Origin of the sequence: Micromonospora ureilytica (genome assembly GCF_015751765.1) — a bacterium.
GTDB classification, from domain to species: Bacteria; Actinomycetota; Actinomycetes; order Mycobacteriales; family Micromonosporaceae; genus Micromonospora; species Micromonospora ureilytica.
On the sequence record NZ_JADOTX010000001.1, the window covers coordinates 701,481 to 718,405 of the forward strand.

A 16,925-nucleotide genomic window follows, 5' to 3' on the forward strand; every position below is an offset into this window, starting at 1 on the left:
TCAGGGGGTGGGGAAGAGGCGGGCGTGCAGGGCGGCCGCGTCGGTCACCTCGGGTAGGCCGCGGGCGGCGAGCCAGGCTGCGGCGGCGGCCCCGTCTCCGGCGGTACGCAGTGGCGCGTCCGACCAGTGCCGCGTGATTTCGGCCCGGACGGCGGCGGCGAGCGGGGTGTCCGCGGTGAGGAGGCCACCGCCGAGCACGACAGGTGTCACCGCCCCGGGGGTGCGGATGCGGCTCACGCTCTCGGTGAGGTGCGCGGCGGCTTCGGTGATCAGCGCGGTGGCGACCGGGTCGCCGTGGGTGGCGGCGTCGACGACCAGCGGTGCGAGCCGGGCCAGTTCGATGGGGGGTCGACGGGTCACCGTCTGGATGGCGGCGTCGACGGTGTCCCGGGGGCGGGCGGCGATGTCGGCGCTGCCCAGGAGTTCGGTGAGCACGGTAGTGGTCAGCGCGCCAAGACCACGTCCGGCGTCGAGGTCGGCGAGCAGTCGGCGCACCGCCTCGCGACCGAGCCAGAAGCCGGAGCCGGCGTCGCCGAGGAGCCAGCCGTGACCGTCGGCGATCCGGTCGAGTCGCAGCTCGTGGACCTGGGCGGTGATCGCCCCGGTGCCGGCGATGAGGATGGTTCCGTCCGGGGCGGCGGTGCCGGAGGCGTAGGCGACCAGGGCGTCGCCGTGCACCTCGTACGGGCAACGCAGGCCGGCGTCGTGCCAGGCACTGTCGAAGGCGGCCCGGCCGGCCGGGTCGGCGAGCAGCCGGCCGGCTCCGGCGAGCCCGATGGTGCCGGCGGCCACCCGTGTCGGGTCGACGTCGGCGAGCGCCTCGCGCAGCGCGGTCAGCAGTTCGGCGGCGGCGCGTTCGGCGCCGTGACTTGTGGGGTTGCCGCCGCCGGCGCGGCCGGCGCCGACGCGTTGCCCGGTGAGGGTGAGGACGGTCGCCCGGGTGGACGTACCGCCGACATCGAGACCCACCACGACGGTGTCGGACATCGGCACGGGTCTCCTTGCGTGAAGCGGCGATCTGGCGTGTTCATGCTGGTCGGCGGCGTCGTGCGGGGCAAGTTGGGCCGGGCGCGAGGGGCTGTGCAGCAGGTAACAGTTTGAAAACTTCGCCCACAGTCTTGACACAGAGGGCCGTTCAGTAAGAACTTTTACCACTAACAGTTAACAGTCTTTTCGGAAAGCTGAGGCGACCCATGGTTGATCACGAGGTGGACACCGCCGCGGGGACCGCGGTGGTCGACGCCGACCTGATCGACCGGCGGACGGCCTCCGACGGAGTGCTGGCTCGGGTCCGCAACGGGCTCAGCGAGTTGACAGGCGCCCTGCGCCGGGTCGCCGAGCACGTGCTCAGCGACCCGGAGGCCGCCGCCCGCTCGACAATCGTCGAGCTGGCCGAGCGCAGCGGCACCTCACCGGCGACCATCACCCGCTTCTGCCGGGCGATGGGCTTCGAGGGGTACGCCGACCTGCGGCTGGGCATCGCCTCCGAAACCGGCCGCGCGCGCTCGGCCGGTTGGACCATCGACATCGGACGGGAGATCCAGCCGAGCGACCCGCTCGCCCGGGTGCTCGACCAGATCATGGCCGCCGACACCCGGGCCATGCACGACACCGCAACCCTGCTCGACCTCACCGAGGTGGAGCGGGCCGCGGTGGCGATCGCCGGCGCCAACCGGGTCAACATCTTCGGCGCCAGCGGCAGCGCCCTGGTCGGCGAGGAGATGCAGTTCAGCCTGCATCGCATCGGTGTGGCGGCGTGGGCGTGGAACGACGTGCACGAGGGCCTGGCCAGCGCCGCGTTGCTGCGATCGGGGGACGTGGCGCTCGGCATCTCGCACACCGGGCAGACCCGGGAGACGATCGAGATGCTCGCCGAGGCGGGCAGCCGGGGCGCCACCACGCTCGCGCTCACCGGCTTCCCCCGCTCACCGCTGGCCGAGCTGGCCGACATCGTGCTGCTCACGGCCAGCCAGGCGACCACCTTCCGGCCGGACGCGCTCTCCGCCCGGCACCCCCAGCTGGTGGTGCTCGACCTGCTCTACATCGCCGTCGCCCAACGCACGCACGACCGCGCGCACGCGGCCTTCCGGCGGACCGCGCAGGCCGTCGACGGGCACAAGGCAGCGAAAGGGGTCCCTTCATGATCAGCGCCCAGGGGTACGCGGACGCGGTCCGCCCGGTGCTCGACCGGCTGCTCGACTCGGAGGCCGACGGGATCACCCGGGCCGCCGACCTGATCGCCGACAGCCTGCGCGACGGCGGGGTGCTCCAGGCGTTCGGCGCCGGGCACTCGGAGGCGTTCGCCGCCGAACTGGTCGCCCGGGCCGGCGGGTTGGTGCCCACCAACCGGCTCTCGGTACGGGACCTGGTGATGCACGGTGACGCCCCGCGCGACGTGCTCTCCGACCCCAAGCTGGAACGTGATCCCTCCATCGCCCACCAGATCTACGCGCTCGCGGCGCCCCAGCCGCGCGACGTGTTCGTGGTGGCGTCCCAATCCGGCATCAACGGCTCGGTGGTCGAGCTGGCGGCGCTGGTCACCGAGCGCGGTCACCCGTTGATCGCGGTCACCTCGGTCGAGCACACCGCACGGGTGGCTACACGGCACCCGTCCGGGCATCGGCTCGCCGACCTCGCCGACGTCGTGCTGGACAATGGCGCGCCGTACGGCGATGCACTGCTGCCGCTCGAGGGCGGCGGCGCGGTCTGTGCGGTCTCCTCGGTCACCACGGCGCTGCTGGCGCAGCTGCTGACCGCGGAGGTCGTACGACGGTTCCACCAGGCCGGGGAGGTACCCCCTATCTACCTCTCCGCCAACGTCCCCGGCGGGGACGAGCACAACCTCGCCCTCGAGTCGCGGTACGCCGGACGTCTCCGGCGTACCGCATGACCCGAATTTCACAAGGAGAGACGACGATGTCGATTACCCCCGAACACCCGGCCGCACTCGACCGTCGCACGGTGCTTCGTCGTGCCGCCGCCGTGGGCATGCTCGCCACTCCGGCCATCGGCCTGCTCGGCGCCTGCGCCACCAGCGGCAGCGACGGTGACAACGAGCAGGTCGCCGGCGGCACCAAGAGCGAGAAGAACCCGCTGGGCGTCAAGGAGGACGCCGCGATCGAGGTGGTCATCTTCAACGGTGGCTACGGCGAGAAGTACGCCACCGACGTGCACGAGCCGCTGTACAAGACGGCGTTCCCCAAGGCAGAGGTCAAGCACCAGGCCACCCAGGCCGTCTCCACCGTGCTCCAGCCGCGGTTCGCCTCCGGTAACCCGCCGGAGTTCGTGAACAACTCGGGCGAGAAGCTGATGGACTTCGGCGCGCTCGTCGCCGACGGTCAGCTCCAGGACCTCACCGAGCTGTGGGACGCGCCGTCGGTCGACGACCCGGCCAAGAAGGTCCGCGACACCGTGGTGCCGGGCACCATCGAGGCCGGTTCGTTCAACGGCAAGCCGTTCGTCCTGTACTACGTCTCCACGGTCTTCGGCATCTGGTACTCGGGCAAGCTGTTCAAGGACAACGGCTGGGCGCCGGCGAAGAGCTGGGACGAGTTCATCACCCTGCTCACGAACATCAAGGCCAAGGGCATCACCCCGTACGGCTACGCCGGTGCGAACGCGGCCTACTACCAGTGGAACGTGATCCTCACCCAGGCCGCCAAGATCGGCGGCACGGACGTGCTGAAGAACATCGACAACCTGGAGGACGGCGCCTGGAAGCAGGACGCCGTGAAGCAGGCCGCCGCCGCGTGGGCCGAGGTCGGGGCGAAGTTCAGCGACAAGAGCTTCGAGGGCCTCAAGCACACCGACGTGCAGCTGCGGCAGAACCAGTACAAGGTGGCCCTGTACCCCAGCGGTGACTGGCTGGAGGGCGAGCAGAAGAAGGACACCCCGGCCGGCTTCGACTACCAGCTCATGCCGGTGCCGGGCCTGACCGCCTCGGACAAGCTGCCGGCCACCGCGCTGCGCGCCACCGCCGGTGAGGGCTACTTTGTCTCGGCAAAGAGCAAGAACCCCAAGGGCGGGCTGGAGTACATGCGTCAGATGCTGTCGAAGGCGGGCGCGAAGGGCTTCACCGAGGTGGTCAAGGCCCCGACCGTGGTCACCGCCGGTTCGGAGGGCTTCGCCTTCCCGCCGGGTGTGGCCAGCTCGCAGGCCGCGCTCAAGGCGGCCGGTCAGGACGTGTTCAACCTGTACTTCGACGGCTGGTACAAGGAGCTCGACACGGAGGCGCGTACCGCCACCAACGAGCTGATGTTCGGCCGGATCAACGCGGACGCCTTCGTGGAGCGGATCCAGAAGCGCGCCGACGCCATCAAGAAGGACAGCTCCGTCACCAAGTTCAAGCGCTGATCGATCGGAGCTAGGGTCATGCGGCACGGCAAGTATCCATTCGTGATCGGGTTCCTGTTCGCCCCGGTCGCGCTGTACGTGACATTCGTGATCTGGCCGTACGCGCAGGCGTTCCAGATCTCGATGACCAACTGGCGGGGGCTGTCCGCCCCGCAGTGGGTGGGCTTCGACAACTACCGGAGGCTGCTCGACGACGGCGCCTTCTGGAAGGCGGTCCAGCACCACGGCGTACTGCTGCTTGCCCTGCCGCTGATCACCATTGCCATCGCCCTGTTCTTCGCCTTCCTGCTCAACGTGGGCGGCAAGAGCAGCGGCGGGCAACGCCAGGGGGTCTGGGGGGCGAAGTTCTACCGGGTGGTGTTCTTCTTCCCCCAGGTCCTGGCGGTGGCCATCATCGCGGTGTTGTTCCAGATGGTGTACCGGCCGAACGAGTCCGGCCTGATCAACGGCGTGCTGATGAAGTTCGGCCTGGAGCCGGTCCTCTTCCTGGTGAAGCCGAACCTGGCCCTGTGGTCGATCATCGCGGTGCTGGTCTGGCAGGCGGTCGGCTTCTACGTGGTGCTCTTCTCGGCCGGGATGGCCTCCATCCCCGGTGAGATCTACGAGGCCGCCGAGATGGACGGGGCGACGAAGGTGACCCTGTTCTTCCGGGTCACCCTGCCGCTGCTGTGGGACACCCTCCAGGTGGCCTGGGTGTACCTCGGGATCGCGGCGTTCGACGCGTTCGCCATCGTGGCGGTGCTCTCGGTGGACGGTGGCGGCCCGGACGGCGCCACCACAGTGCTGGCCATGGAGATCTACCGCAACGCGTTCGTCTACTCGAAGTACGGCTACGCCTCGGCGATGGGCGTGGCGCTGTTCTTCCTCACCCTCACGTTCGCGGCGCTGACGCTGCGGCTCACCAAGCGGGAAAGCGTGGAGTACTGATGAATCCGCAGTCGACGCTGCCGCCGACCCCGGCGGCGCTTCCGCCGAAGACCGGTGACCCGTCCGCTCCCGCCGGGCCGGGAAGCAAGGGCCCCCGCTCGGAGGTAAAGCTCTTCTCCGGCCTGGGGCACGTCGCGCTCGCCGTGTGGGCGGTGATCGTGATCGTGCCGATCCTCTGGACCTTCCTCGCCGCGTTCAAGAACACCAGCGAGATCTTCAGCAGCCCGTGGACGCTCCCAGCCGAGCTGCGCTGGGAGAACTTCGGGCGGGCCTGGACCAAGGCGCACGTCGGGCGGTACTTCCTCAACAGCGTGATCGTCGTGTCGTGCAGCACCTTCCTCACCATGCTGCTCGGCTCGATGGCCGCGTACGTGCTGGCCCGTTACAAGTTCTGGGGCAACCGGGCGGTCTACTTCCTCTTCGTCTCGGGGTTGGCCTTCCCGGTCTTCCTGGCTCTGGTGCCGCTCTTCTTCGTGGTGAAGAACCTGGGTCTGTTGGACACCCACACCGGCGTGGTGCTGGTCTACACCGCGTACTCCCTGCCGTTCACCGTGTTCTTCCTGGCCGCGTTCTTCAAGACGCTGCCGTCGTCGGTGGCCGAGGCGGGGATGATCGACGGCTGCGGGCACAGCCGGCTGTTCTTCCAGGTGATGATGCCGATGGCGAAGCCGGGCCTGATCAGCGTCGCGATTTTCAACATCATCGGTCAGTGGGCGCAGTACCAGCTCCCGTTGGTGCTGCTCTCCAACGCCAAGGACAAGTGGGTGCTCACCCAGGGCATCGCCGACATCTCGGTCAACGCTGGCTACGAGGCGGACTGGTCCGGGTTGTTCGCGGCGCTGACCATCGCCATCCTCCCGATGATCATCGTGTACGCGGTCTTCCAGCGTCAGATCCAGGCCGGCCTCACCTCCGGCGCGGTGAAGTAGGGCGCCTCACCGCTCGTCGACGCGGGTGTGCCAGGAGCGCCACAGGGCGGCGTAAGCGCCACCGGCAGCGACCAGCTCGTCATGGCTGCCGATCTCGGTGATCCGGCCGTCCGCGAGCACGGCGACCCGGTCGGCGTCGTGCGCGGTGTTGAGCCGGTGCGCGATCGCGATGACGGTCCGCCCGACCAGCACGGCGGCCAGCGCGCGTTCGGTCCGTCGGGCGGTGGACGGATCGAGCGCGGCGGTCGCCTCGTCCAGGATCAGCGTGTGCGGGTCGGCGAGCACCAACCGGGCCAACGCCAGCTGCTGGGCCTCGGCCGCACCGAGCTGACGGGCCCCGTCGCCGAGCTGGGTGTCCAGGTCGTCGGGCAGCTCGGCGAACCACTCGGCGCCCACGGTGAGCAGCGCGGCGCGCATCTGTGCGTCGGAGGCGTCGGGCGCGGCGAAGGAGAGGTTGTCGCGGACCGAGCCGATGAAGACGTGGTGCTCCTGGGTGACCAGGGCGATCCGGCGGCGTCGCTCGGCCGGGTCGAGGTCGGTGACCGGGCAGCCGCCGATGCTGACGACGCCGTGCCGAGGCGCGTCGATCCCGGCCAGCAGTCGGGCCAGTGTGGACTTGCCGGCGCCGGACGGACCGACGATGGCCAGCCGCTCACCGGGCTGCACCTGCAGGTCGATGCCGTGCAGCACGTCCGGCCCGTCGTCGGAGTAGGAGAAGCGCGCCCCACTGACGACGAGCCGCTCACCGTGTGACGAGGCCGTCGTGCCGGGCGGTTCCGGTGGGACCATGCCGACGCCGAGCACCCGGGCGTACGACGCGAAGCCGCGTTGCGCCTGCTCCGTCCACTGCAACAGCCGGTCCAACGGGTCGATCGCCTGTTGCAGGTAGAGCGCGGCGGCGACCACCGCGCCGAGTGACACCATGTCTCGGGAGAGCAGGTAGCCACCGACGAGCAGGACCACGGCGACCGGCAGCGGATAGCTGGCCTCGACGACCGAGAAGAACACGGTACGCAGCGCGAGGGTCGCCCGACGGGCCCGCCACACCAGTGTGATGCGGCTGGTGCCGTGCCGGATCCGGTCGTCGGCCAGGCGCAGCGCCTCGACCGTGCGGGCGCCCTCGGCGGTGGTGGTCAGCGTCTCGGTCAGCTCGGCCGCAGCCGCACCCTCGGTGAGGTACGCGGAGCTGGCCCGGCGCAGGTACCAGCGGGTCACCGCCACGATCGACGGGAGCCCGGCCAGCGCGGCCAGCCCGAGCAGTGGGTGCAGCAGGAAGACCGCCCCGAACAGCAACGTCAACTGCACAGTGGCGATGACGATGGTGGGCACCACGTCCCGGACGGTGGTGCCGACCGTCGACACGTCGACCGAACTGCGGGTGGCCAGGTCACCGGAGCCGGCCCGTTCGACGACCGAGACGGGCAGCCCGAGGGTCCGGGAGACGAACTGCTCGCGCAGCTCGGCGACGGCGCGTTCGCCGAAGCGGTGGCCGGCGTACTGGGCGTATCGGGAGAGCAGGGCACTGACCAGGACACAGCCGGCGATGGCCAGCGCCAGCCGGTCCACGGTGGCCACGCCCGCGCCGGCGGTGACCCGGTCGACGATGGTGCCCAGCAGCCACGGCGGGGCGAGCCCGGCGACCGCGGCGGCGCTGTGCAACGCCAGCACGACCCCGACGGCGCGCCGGTGCCGGCTGATCATGTCGCGCAGGGCCCGGCGTACGGTGCCGCGGTCGGCCACCGGTAGTCGGCTCACCGGTACGCCTCCTCGGTGTCGGCGGACTGCGTCGGATCGGGGTCCTCGCTGCCGCGGGCCACCAGGTGCCGGTAGGCCGCTTCGCGGTCGAGCAGGTCGGCGTGGTCGCCGGTGGCGGTGATCCGGCCGGCGCTCAGGTGCGCGACCAGGTCGGCTCGGCCGAGCAGCAGCGGTGACGTGGCGATCACCACTGTGGTCCGCCCGGCCCGCGCGGCCCGCAACCGCTCGGCGATCCGCGCCTCGGTGTGCGCGTCCACCGCCGATGTCGGGTCGACGAGGATCAGCACCTCCGGCTCGCTGCGTAGGGCCCGGCCCAGGCGGACCCGTTGGCGCTGACCGCCGGAGAGCGTCCGGGCTCGGGCGTCGATCGGGGTGTCCAGCCCGGCGGGCAGGGCGTCGACGATGTCCTGCGCCGAGGCGGTCCGCAGGGCCTCTCCGAGGCGCTCGTCATCGTCGTCGGCCCCGGCGCGCAGGATGTCGCGCAGCGTGCCGGCGAAGAGGTACGAGTCGTGGTCGGCGACGAGGATCCGCGCGCGGACCTCGTCCAGGGCGACCTCGCGCAGCGGCACGCCGCCCCAGGTGACGCCGCTGACGACGTACCGGCCGAGCCGGTCGGCCAACGCCACGGCCGCCGCCGGATCGTCTGCCGCCACGCCGGTCAGCCGGCCGGCGCGCACGGTCAGGCCGGTCACCGGGTCGTGCAGGTCGGCCGGGCCGTCCGGCGCGCCCGGGCCATCCGGCCGGCGTGCCTCCGGCACGGAGCCGAGCCGGCGTGCCTCCGGCACGGCATCCGGCCACCGGCGACCCGGGCCACCGACGTCGTCAGGTGTCACGGTGAGCAGGTCGGCGATCCGCCGGGCGGCGACCCGACCCCGGATGAGCTGGTGGCTGCCCTCCAGCAGAAACCAGACCGGCACGATCAGGGTCGCCACGTAGCCGTAGACGGCGACCAACTCGCCGATCGTGACGTCACCGGTCACCGCCATCCGGGCCGTCAACCAGACCACCGCTGCCAGGAACAACCCGGGGATGGCGACCGTCGCGGCGTCGATCCAGCTGTTGACCGCCCCGACCCGGTAGCCCTCGGCGCGCAGATCCTGGGACCGGGCGGCGTACCGCCGGGCGAACAGGTCCCGGCCGCCCACCCCGGCGAGCACCCGCAGCCCGGCCACGATGTCACCGGATCGGGCGGTGAGCGCGCCCTGTTGCCGGCGGTAGACCGATTCGGCCCGCTCCAGGCGGCGCAGCAGCGGCCCCACGACCAGACCGACCACCGGCACCCCCACCAGCACGCAGAGCGCCAGCATCGGGGAGATCGACCAGAGCACCACGGCGATCACCCCGTACGCGATGATCGCGCCGACGCCCGGCCCGGTCAGCGTCAGCACCTGCGCCGTCCAGTCGATGTCGGAGCCACCGATGGTGGACACCTCGCCCGCCCCGACCCGGCGGGGCAGCACCGCGCCGATCCGGGACAGGTGACGCAGCAGGACCTCCGCCGAGCGGGCCTTGGCGTCCTCCCGGATGAAGGTCATCGTCCGGTGCCGCATGATGCCCAGGTAGGACAGGGCCACGCCCGCGACGACGATCGCCGCGACCCATTGCGCCAGGGCGTGGGTGTCGCCGGCGCGCAGCCCGTCGTCGACGGCACGGTAGATCAGGTAGGGCCGGGCCGAGAGCCCGATCATCCAGGCCGTGCCGATCAGGCTGCCGCGCAGCACCCGCCAGGGCTGGCAGCGGACCAGCCACCAGAGGTAACGCATCGGACCGCGGGTGTCGGGGGTGCCAGGATCGGGATGCGGGATCTGCGGAGGCACCTGGTCACGCTACCGACCGGCCCCGACACCCTGCCGACCCGATCATGGTGAGGTGTGCCTCCGTTTCTGTCGCAGGGAAGAGGCAGAATCACGTTCGTGCTGGTGGCGGTGGTGTCCGACGAGCGGGGCGGGGGAGTGCTGTGCCCGCTCGACGCCGCCGGCCGGCCGACCGGCCCGCCCGAGGTCGTCACCGACCTGGTCGCCGCGGTCGCCGCGCGCGAGGCCGCCGGGCACCCGCGCTGGGTCTGGTCGACCGCTCCGGCGGTCTACCCGACGCTGCTGCGCGCGGGCGTCCGGGTCGATCGCTGTCACGACGTGGAGTTGACCGAGGCGTTGCTGCTCGGGCACGCGGGCCGCTGGGGCGAGCCCCGCTCGCTGGCCGCCGCCTGGGCCCGGCTGACCGGCTCGGCGGTGCCGCCCGACCCACCGCCGCGCGCCGCCGCGCCGCCCGGGCACGGCCAGGGCGCGCTCTTCGACACCCTGCCCGGTCCGCCGGGCCCGGGCATCGAGGCACTGACCCGGGTGTACGCCGACCAGCTCGCCCGCATCACAGCGACCGAGCACCCCGGTCGGTTCCGGTTGCTGGTGGCCGCCGAGTCGGCCGGCGCGCTGATCGCTGTGGAGATGGGCGTCGTCGGGCTGCCCTGGCGTGCCGACGTGCACAACGAGATCCTGCACGAGCTGCTCGGTGAGGCGTCCCCGGTCGGTGGGCCGCCACGCCGACTTGCCGAGTTGGCCGCCCGGATCGCCGACGCGCTCGGCGTACGCCGCCTGCACACCGACTCCCCGGCGGAGCTGCTGAAGGCGTTCGCCCGGGTCGGGGTGGAGCTGCCCAACACCCGGGCCTGGGTGCTGCGCGGGGTGGACCATCCGGCGGTGCCGCTGGTGCTGGAATACAAGGAGCTCTACCGGATCTGGACGGCGCACGGCTGGGCCTGGCTCGATCAGTGGGCGCGGGGTGGCCGGTTCCAACCGGAGTACGTGCCGGGTGGTGTCGTCTCCGGCCGGTGGGCCACCCGGGGCGGTGGCGCGTTGCAGATCCCCAAGGTGATCCGGCGGGCGGTGGTGGCCGATCCGGGCTGGCGGTTGGTGGTCGCCGACGCCGGCCAGTTGGAGCCTCGGGTGCTGGCCGCGGTGTCCGGCGACGCGCGGCTGGCGGAGGCGGGCGGTGCCGGTGACCTCTACGCCGCGCTGGCCCGGGACTCGTTCGGCGGTGACCGGGCCAAGGCCAAGGTGGCCCTACTCGGCGCGATGTACGGGCAGACCGGTGGGGCTGCGGTGCCCGCGTTGGCGGTGCTGAAGCGCAGCTACCCGACGGCGTTCGGTTACGTCGAGGCGGCCGCGCGTACCGGCGAGACGGGTGGCTTGGTGCGGTCCTGGCTGGGGCGGACGTGCCCGCCCGGCTCGGCCGGGTTCGGTGATCTCGACGACGAGCCCTCCGACCCGGAGGGGGTGGCCGACCCGCACAGTCCGCGGGCACGGGCCGCGCGGTCCCGGGGGCGCTTCACCCGCAACTTCGTCATCCAGGCCACCGCCGCGGAGTGGGCGTCAACGCTGCTGGCCACGCTGCGGACGGAGTTGTCTGGCACCGATGCCGAGCTGGTCTTCTTCCAACACGACGAGGTGGTCGTGCACGCGCCCGCCGCTCAGGCTGACGCGGTCGCCGAGGCTGTCAACCGGTCCGGCGAGCGAGCCTCCGCGCTGCTCTTCGGTGCGACGCCGGTCCGGTTTCCGCTGGACCTGTCCATCGTCGACTGCTACGCCGACGCGGCCTGACCGACGGAAGGTCCCGTGTCGGAAGATGCCGGCCGTGTAACGGTTGTGCTATTTCTCCTTTTCGCCCCGCCACCCTCGGCTGGCCGTCCTCGTTGCAGTGTCCGTAGGAGGGGACGGATCGGTCACGGTCCGTCCCGTGCTGGAGGGGGCGCAGCTGAACCGGATCGCAGGAATGATCATCGCCGCAGGCGGGGGACGACGGATCGGTGGTCCGGAGGCGCTGCTGCACCAGGGAGACAAGCCCCTGGTCAATCAGATGATCGACACGATGACCGAGGCGGGCTGCGAGCAGATCGTGGTCGTACTGGGTGCCGCCGCCGATCAGGTCCAGAAGACCGCCGACCTGGGCAAGGCCATAGTCGTGATCAACAAGGCGTGGGGCACCGGCGTCGGCTCGTCGATCCGGGCCGGCCTGGCCGCCATGGACGACGAGGGGATCGAGGCGGTGGTGGTGGTCCCGGTCGACATGCCGGGCCTGAGCGCCACGGCGGTCAGCCGGGTGGCCGCGCTGCCGTACCCGGACGTGCTGGTCTGCGCCACCTACGACGGGCTGCGCGGCTACCCGATGCTGTTCGGCCGCCGGCACTGGCCCGGCATCGCCACCCTGGCCAGCGCCGACGTGGGCGCCCGGCCGTACCTGCTGGCGCACAAGGACCAGATCGTCGACATCGCCTGCGACTCGGTCGCTGACGGCAGCCGGATCGACACCCCGGAGCTGATGGAGCTCTACGGGCTCACCGTGCCCCCGCAGCGGGTCGGGGTCTGAGGGGCCCGTCCTGCCAGGCTCCCCGATGTGGGTGATGCCGGTGAGTCAACATGATGACCCACCGGCAGCACGCTCTTCGTCAGTCCTGTGCCTGGTCCAGCTCGCCGGTGGCGGCGAGGCGCTGGTACCAGTGGGCGCTGTCCTTCCAGGTGCGTACCTGGGTGTCGTAGTCGACCCGGATGATCCCGAAGCGACGGTCGTAGCCGTAGCCCCACTCGAAGTTGTCCAGCAGTGACCAGACGAAGTAGCCGCGCACGTCCGCGCCCTGCGCGCGGGCGTCGGCCATCGCGCCGATGTGCCGACGCAGGTAGTCGATCCGCCGCTCGTCGTGGATGCGGCCGTCGGCCGACACCACGTCGTCGAACGCCGCGCCGTTCTCGGTGATCATCATGGGCTGGCTGGGGTATTCGCGCTGGAGGCGCAGCAGCAGCTCGGTCAGCGCCGGCGGGTCGATGTTCCAACCCATCGCCGTGTACGGGCCGGGCTGCGGCAGGAAGTCGACGTTGTCAGCAGCGACCCACGGCGTGGAGGTCGACGCGCCGTGCCCGTCGGCGTCGGAGCGGGCCGACACCCCGTCCCAGGCCCGGACCAGGGTGCTGGAGTAGTAGTTGACCCCGAGCACGTCCAGCGGCACCGCGATCAGCTTCTCGTCGCCCTCGTGGACGAACGACCAGTCGGTGACGGAGGCGGTGTCGGCCAGCAGGTCGGCCGGGTATTCCCCGTCCAGCATCGGGCCGAGGAACGCCCGGTTCGCCAACGCGTCGATCCGCCGGACCGCGTCCTGGTCGGCAGCCGAGTCGGACGCGCCCCGGATGACGTGCAGGTTCAACGTCACTGACAGCTCGGCGGACGGGGCCAGCTCCCGGACCACCCGGCCGGCCAGGCCGTGCGCGAGGTTGAGGTGGTGCACCGCGGCCAGCGCCGCCGCCGGCTCGGTCCGGCCCGGCGCGTGCACCCCGGAGGCGTAACCCAGGTACGCGGAGCACCACGGCTCGTTGAGCGTCGTCCAGGTGTGCACCCGGTCGCCCAGCGCGCCCACGATGCCCGCCGCGTACTCCTGGAAGCGCAACGCGGTCTCCCGCGCCGCCCATCCGCCGGCGTCCTCCAACTCCTGCGGCAGGTCCCAGTGGTACATGGTGGCCACCGGGCGGACGCCCCGCTCCAGCAGCCCGTCCACCAGCCGCGAGTAGAAGTCGATGCCCGCCTGGTTGAACCGGCCCGAGCCGCCCGGCTGCACCCGGGGCCAGGAGATGGAGAACCGGTACGCGCCGAGCCCGAGGTCGGCGATGTGCCCGAGGTCGTCGGCCCACCGGTGGTAGTGGTCGGCGGCCACGTCACCGGTGTCACCGTTGAGGGTCCGACCGGGGGTGTGGCTGTAGGTGTCCCAGATGGACGGTCCGCGCCCGTCCTCGGTCGCCGCGCCCTCGATCTGGTACGCGGCCGTCGCCGACCCCCAGACGAAGCTCTCCGGGAAGTGGTGTTGCGTCATCGTTCCGTCCCCTGGATCTCGCAGATGTAGCCCGTCGAGGTGCCGGCGACCAGTTCGGCACTGGCCGTCCCGCCCTCGTAGCGCACGTCGAACTCGGCGCCCGGCCCGTTGCCGGGTGACGGTACCCGTACCCGGGTGCGCTGCCCCTCGGTCGGTGCGTACACCCGCAGCCGCACATCGTCGGCCCACTCGTAGTCCGGTCGGTCGGTGCGGGAGCCGAACGGGATGACCGCGCCCGGTCGGGCCAGCACCGGCAGGCTGTCGAAGCCGTGCTTCTCGGTCCGCCAGGCCGGGCCGGTGACCTGCGCACCGGTGACCAGGTGCGTCCAGGTACCGGCGGGTACGTAGTACGTGACGTCGCCGTCGGCGCTGAGCACCGGGGCGACAAGCACGTCCGGGCCGAGCATGTACTGCCGGTCCAGGTGTGCCGTCGCCGGGTCGTCCGGGAACTCCACGAACATCGGCCGCATCACAGGTGTCCCGTCGCGGTGTGCCTCCTGGGCGGCGGCCGCCAGGTACGGCATCAGGCCGAGCTTGAGGTGGGTGAAGTGCCGCAGCACGTCCACGGCCTCCTCGTCGTACGCCCACGGCACCCGGTACGAGCCGGACCCGTGCAGCCGGGAGTGCGAGGAGAGCAGCCCGAAGGCGACCCACCGCTTGAACACCGCCGGGTCGGGAGTGCCCTCGAAGCCGCCGATGTCGTGGCTCCAGTAGCCGAAGCCGGACGCCGCCAGGGACAACCCGCCGCGCAGCGACTCGGCCATCGCGACGAACGTCGACTCGCAGTCGCCGCCCCAGTGCACCGGGAACTGCTGCCCGCCCGCTGTGGCCGAGCGGGCGAACAGCACCGCCTCGCCCTCGCCGCGCTCGGTCTCCAGCAGCTCGAAGACCGCCTTGTTGTAGAGGTACGAGTAGTAGTTGTGCATCCGCTGCGGGTCCGAGCCGTCGTGCCACACCACGTCGGTCGGGATGCGCTCGCCGAAGTCAGTCTTGAAGCAGTCGACGCCCATGTCCAGCAGCGCCTTGAGTTTGCCGGTGAACCAGCGAACCGCGTCCGGGTTGGTGAAGTCGACAAGCGCCATGCCGGCCTGCCACTTGTCCCACTGCCAGACCGAGCCGTCCGGGTTGCGCACCAGGTAACCGGCCTCGCGGCCCTCCTCGAAGAGGTACGAGCGCTGCGCGATGTACGGGTTGATCCAGACGCACACCTTCAGGTCGCGTTCGTGCAGCCGGCGCAGCATCCCCTCCGGGTCGGGGAAGGTCGCCGGGTCCCAGACGAAGTCGACCCAGTGGAACTGACGCATCCAGAAGCAGTCGAAGTGGAACACCGACAGCGGCAGCCCGCGCTCGGCCATCCCGTCGACGAACTCGGTCACTGTCTTCTCGTCGTACGAGGTGGTGAACGAGGTGGACAGCCAGAGGCCGTACGACCAGGCGGGGATCCGGGCCGGCCGGCCGGTGAGCGCGGTGTACCGGCGCAGCACGTCCTTCGGCTGGGGCCCGTCGATGACGTAGTAGGTGAGCGACTGTCCCTCGACGCTGAACTGGGTCTGCGTGACGACCTCGGAGCCGACCTCGAACGACACGTGCTCCGGGTGGTCCACGAAGACCCCGTAGCCGGCGCTGCTGAGATAGAACGGCACGTTCTTGTACGCCTGCTCGCTGGCGGTGCCCCCGTCGGCGTTCCAGATGTCGACCGTCTGCCCGTTCTTGACGAACGGGCCGAAGCGCTCGCCCAGCCCGTACACCGTCTCACCGACGCCCAGCGCGAGCCGTTCGTGCACGTGCCGGCGGCCCTCGGCGTCGGTGACGACGCCGATGCTGCGGGCGGTGGACGCGGTGACCAGCCGGTCGCCGTGCAGGAAGTCGACCCGCCACCCGTCAATGAGCGCGACCCGCGCGGTCAGCTCGCCGGTGGTCAGCGTCGCGCTGAGCCCGGTGACGTCGACGGTGACCGGGTGCGTCTCGTCGGTGCTCAGCCCGAAGTGCGGCTCGCGGGGCAGCCCTCCGGTGTGGTGGGCGATGGTCACCCCGATGACGCCGGGGGCGGGGGAGAAGAACCGGACGGTGACCAGGGGCCGGTTGAGGGTGTCGCCGCGTCCGGTGATCTGACCGGTCGGTGCGAAGACGGTGAAGCCACGCTCGTCCGGTTCGACCGACTCCACGGTGCCGGGGCGCAGGACGCTGACGCCGGCGCGCAGCTGCCAGTACCCGTCGGTGAACTTCACTTCTCGGCTCCTGCCGTGATGCCGCGCGCCAGAGTGCGCTGGAAGATGAGGAAGAAGAGGATGGCCGGCACCAGGCTGATCAGCGCGCCGGCATTTGTGGTCGGCGCGTCCATCAGCCGGTCGCCCTGCAACGACGCGAGCGCGACCGGAATGGTCTGCGTCTGGTTGTCGATCAGCATGACCAGCGGGATGAGGAACTCGTTCCACGTCCAGATGAAGAAGAAGATGAGCAGCACCGCGAGGGTGGGCCGCAGGTTGGGGAAGACCACCCGCCACAGCACCGTCCACTTGCCGGCGCCGTCCAGGGCGGCGGCCTCCAGCAGCGAGCGCGGGAACGTGCCCATCACCGAGGCGAGCAGGTAGGTGCCGAACGCGCTCTGGATCACGGTGAAGATGATGATCACCGCGAGTCGGGTGTTGTAGAGCCCGACCTCCTTGGCCACGTAGTACAGCGGGTAGATCAGCGCCTCCTGCGGCAGCATGTTGGCCAGCAGGAAGAGCCCGACGATCCACAGCCGGCCACGGACCCGCCCGATGCCCAGCGCGTACGCGTTGAGCAGTGAGACGGCGACGCCGAGCACGGCCACCGAGCCGGCGATGACCGCCGAGTTCCAGAACTTGAGCGGGAAGTTCACCTCGGTCCAGTACGTGCGCAGACCCTTTGTGTAGAACTCCGTCGGCCAGCTCAGTGGGCCGCCCGACGAGTAGTCGCCGGGCGACTTGAACGCGTTGAGCAGCATGAACGCGAACGGCACCAGCATGACGAGCGCGCCGAGGATGACCAGGGCGAGTACCACCCAGCGGCTGACGCCGCGGTGGTGTCGATCGCGGACGAGCCGGGCCGGCGTCACCGGCGCGGTGCTCGGTGTGAGCGTGACGGCCATG

The 16,925-nt window shown here is 71.1% G+C and carries 13 protein-coding genes; 7 read left to right on the plus strand and 6 right to left on the minus strand.

The window, feature by feature from the left end; all coding sequences use genetic code 11:
* Positions 1-987, minus strand: a complete 987-nt coding sequence (locus IW248_RS03235) for an N-acetylglucosamine kinase (RefSeq protein ID WP_196925578.1) — start codon at positions 985-987, stop codon at positions 1-3.
* Positions 988-1,193: 206 nt separating this feature from the next.
* On the opposite strand from IW248_RS03235, the gene IW248_RS03240 reads away from it, so the two are divergent.
* From IW248_RS03240 to IW248_RS03260, 5 genes are read left to right on the plus strand one after another with little or no spacing between them, the layout of a single operon-like run.
* A complete protein-coding gene (locus IW248_RS03240; protein WP_196925579.1) occupies positions 1,194-2,144 on the plus strand; it encodes a MurR/RpiR family transcriptional regulator in 951 nt (316 codons plus the stop codon).
* A complete protein-coding gene (locus IW248_RS03245; RefSeq protein ID WP_196925580.1) occupies positions 2,141-2,890 on the plus strand; it encodes a sugar isomerase domain-containing protein in 750 nt (249 codons plus the stop codon). Before IW248_RS03240 ends, IW248_RS03245 begins: the two co-directional genes overlap by 4 nt.
* Before the next feature lie 26 nt (positions 2,891-2,916).
* Entirely contained in the window at positions 2,917-4,353 is a 1,437-nt protein-coding gene (gene ngcE, locus IW248_RS03250) for an N-acetylglucosamine/diacetylchitobiose ABC transporter substrate-binding protein (protein ID WP_196925581.1), read from the plus strand.
* 18 nt (positions 4,354-4,371) lie between these two features.
* Positions 4,372-5,280 (plus strand): carbohydrate ABC transporter permease, encoded by a 909-nt coding sequence (locus IW248_RS03255; RefSeq protein WP_124821807.1) that lies wholly within the window; start codon positions 4,372-4,374, stop codon positions 5,278-5,280.
* Positions 5,280-6,209, plus strand: coding sequence for a carbohydrate ABC transporter permease (locus tag IW248_RS03260; protein ID WP_196925582.1), 930 nt, complete (start codon positions 5,280-5,282; stop codon positions 6,207-6,209). The genes IW248_RS03255 and IW248_RS03260 overlap by 1 nt, the downstream gene beginning before the upstream one ends.
* Positions 6,210-6,215: 6 nt before the next feature.
* Here the strand turns inward: IW248_RS03260 and IW248_RS03265 are convergent, their stop codons facing one another.
* Entirely contained in the window at positions 6,216-7,910 is a 1,695-nt protein-coding gene (locus IW248_RS03265) for an ABC transporter ATP-binding protein (protein ID WP_231396680.1), read from the minus strand.
* Between the two features lie 50 nt (positions 7,911-7,960).
* Positions 7,961-9,727, minus strand: coding sequence for an ABC transporter transmembrane domain-containing protein (locus IW248_RS03270; RefSeq protein WP_231396681.1), 1,767 nt, complete (start codon positions 9,725-9,727; stop codon positions 7,961-7,963).
* A 120-nt stretch (positions 9,728-9,847) separates the two neighbouring features.
* On the opposite strand from IW248_RS03270, the gene IW248_RS03275 reads away from it, so the two are divergent.
* Together IW248_RS03275 and IW248_RS03280 are read left to right on the plus strand one after the other, a co-directional pair.
* The gene (locus IW248_RS03275) at positions 9,848-11,557 is read left to right on the plus strand and encodes a bifunctional 3'-5' exonuclease/DNA polymerase (protein ID WP_196930018.1); all 1,710 of its coding nucleotides are present in this window, start codon (positions 9,848-9,850) and stop codon (positions 11,555-11,557) included.
* Between the two features lie 172 nt (positions 11,558-11,729).
* A complete protein-coding gene (locus tag IW248_RS03280) occupies positions 11,730-12,323 on the plus strand; it encodes a nucleotidyltransferase family protein (protein WP_196930019.1) in 594 nt (197 codons plus the stop codon).
* A 79-nt stretch (positions 12,324-12,402) separates the two neighbouring features.
* Here the strand turns inward: IW248_RS03280 and IW248_RS03285 are convergent, their stop codons facing one another.
* Genes IW248_RS03285 through IW248_RS03295 form a run of 3 tightly spaced genes read right to left on the minus strand, consistent with a single transcriptional unit; the run spans position 12,403 to position 16,924 of the window.
* Positions 12,403-13,812, minus strand: coding sequence for a GH1 family beta-glucosidase (locus IW248_RS03285; RefSeq protein WP_196925584.1), 1,410 nt, complete (start codon positions 13,810-13,812; stop codon positions 12,403-12,405).
* Positions 13,809-16,040 (minus strand): alpha-xylosidase, encoded by a 2,232-nt coding sequence (yicI, locus tag IW248_RS03290; protein WP_196925585.1) that lies wholly within the window; start codon positions 16,038-16,040, stop codon positions 13,809-13,811. The genes IW248_RS03285 and yicI overlap by 4 nt, the downstream gene beginning before the upstream one ends.
* Positions 16,037-16,924: a carbohydrate ABC transporter permease gene (locus IW248_RS03295; RefSeq protein ID WP_196925586.1), complete on the minus strand. Its 888-nt coding sequence runs from the start codon at positions 16,922-16,924 to the stop codon at positions 16,037-16,039. Before IW248_RS03295 ends, yicI begins: the two co-directional genes overlap by 4 nt.
* Position 16,925: the final 1 nt, after the last annotated feature.

Bases quoted from the DNA above. Each gene is read 5' to 3' on its own strand.
- IW248_RS03235 (WP_196925578.1), bottom strand. From the start codon at position 987: ATGTCCGACACCGTCGTGGTGGGTCTCGATGTCGGCGGTACGTCCACC.
- IW248_RS03240 (WP_196925579.1), top strand. From the start codon at position 1,194: ATGGTTGATCACGAGGTGGACACCGCCGCGGGGACCGCGGTGGTCGAC.
- IW248_RS03245 (WP_196925580.1), top strand. From the start codon at position 2,141: ATGATCAGCGCCCAGGGGTACGCGGACGCGGTCCGCCCGGTGCTCGAC.
- ngcE (WP_196925581.1), top strand. From the start codon at position 2,917: ATGTCGATTACCCCCGAACACCCGGCCGCACTCGACCGTCGCACGGTG.
- IW248_RS03255 (WP_124821807.1), top strand. From the start codon at position 4,372: ATGCGGCACGGCAAGTATCCATTCGTGATCGGGTTCCTGTTCGCCCCG.
- IW248_RS03260 (WP_196925582.1), top strand. From the start codon at position 5,280: ATGAATCCGCAGTCGACGCTGCCGCCGACCCCGGCGGCGCTTCCGCCG.
- IW248_RS03265 (WP_231396680.1), bottom strand. From the start codon at position 7,910: ATGATCAGCCGGCACCGGCGCGCCGTCGGGGTCGTGCTGGCGTTGCAC.
- IW248_RS03270 (WP_231396681.1), bottom strand. From the start codon at position 9,727: ATGCGTTACCTCTGGTGGCTGGTCCGCTGCCAGCCCTGGCGGGTGCTG.
- IW248_RS03280 (WP_196930019.1), top strand. From the start codon at position 11,730: ATGATCATCGCCGCAGGCGGGGGACGACGGATCGGTGGTCCGGAGGCG.
- IW248_RS03285 (WP_196925584.1), bottom strand. From the start codon at position 13,812: ATGACGCAACACCACTTCCCGGAGAGCTTCGTCTGGGGGTCGGCGACG.
- IW248_RS03295 (WP_196925586.1), bottom strand. From the start codon at position 16,924: ATGGCCGTCACGCTCACACCGAGCACCGCGCCGGTGACGCCGGCCCGG.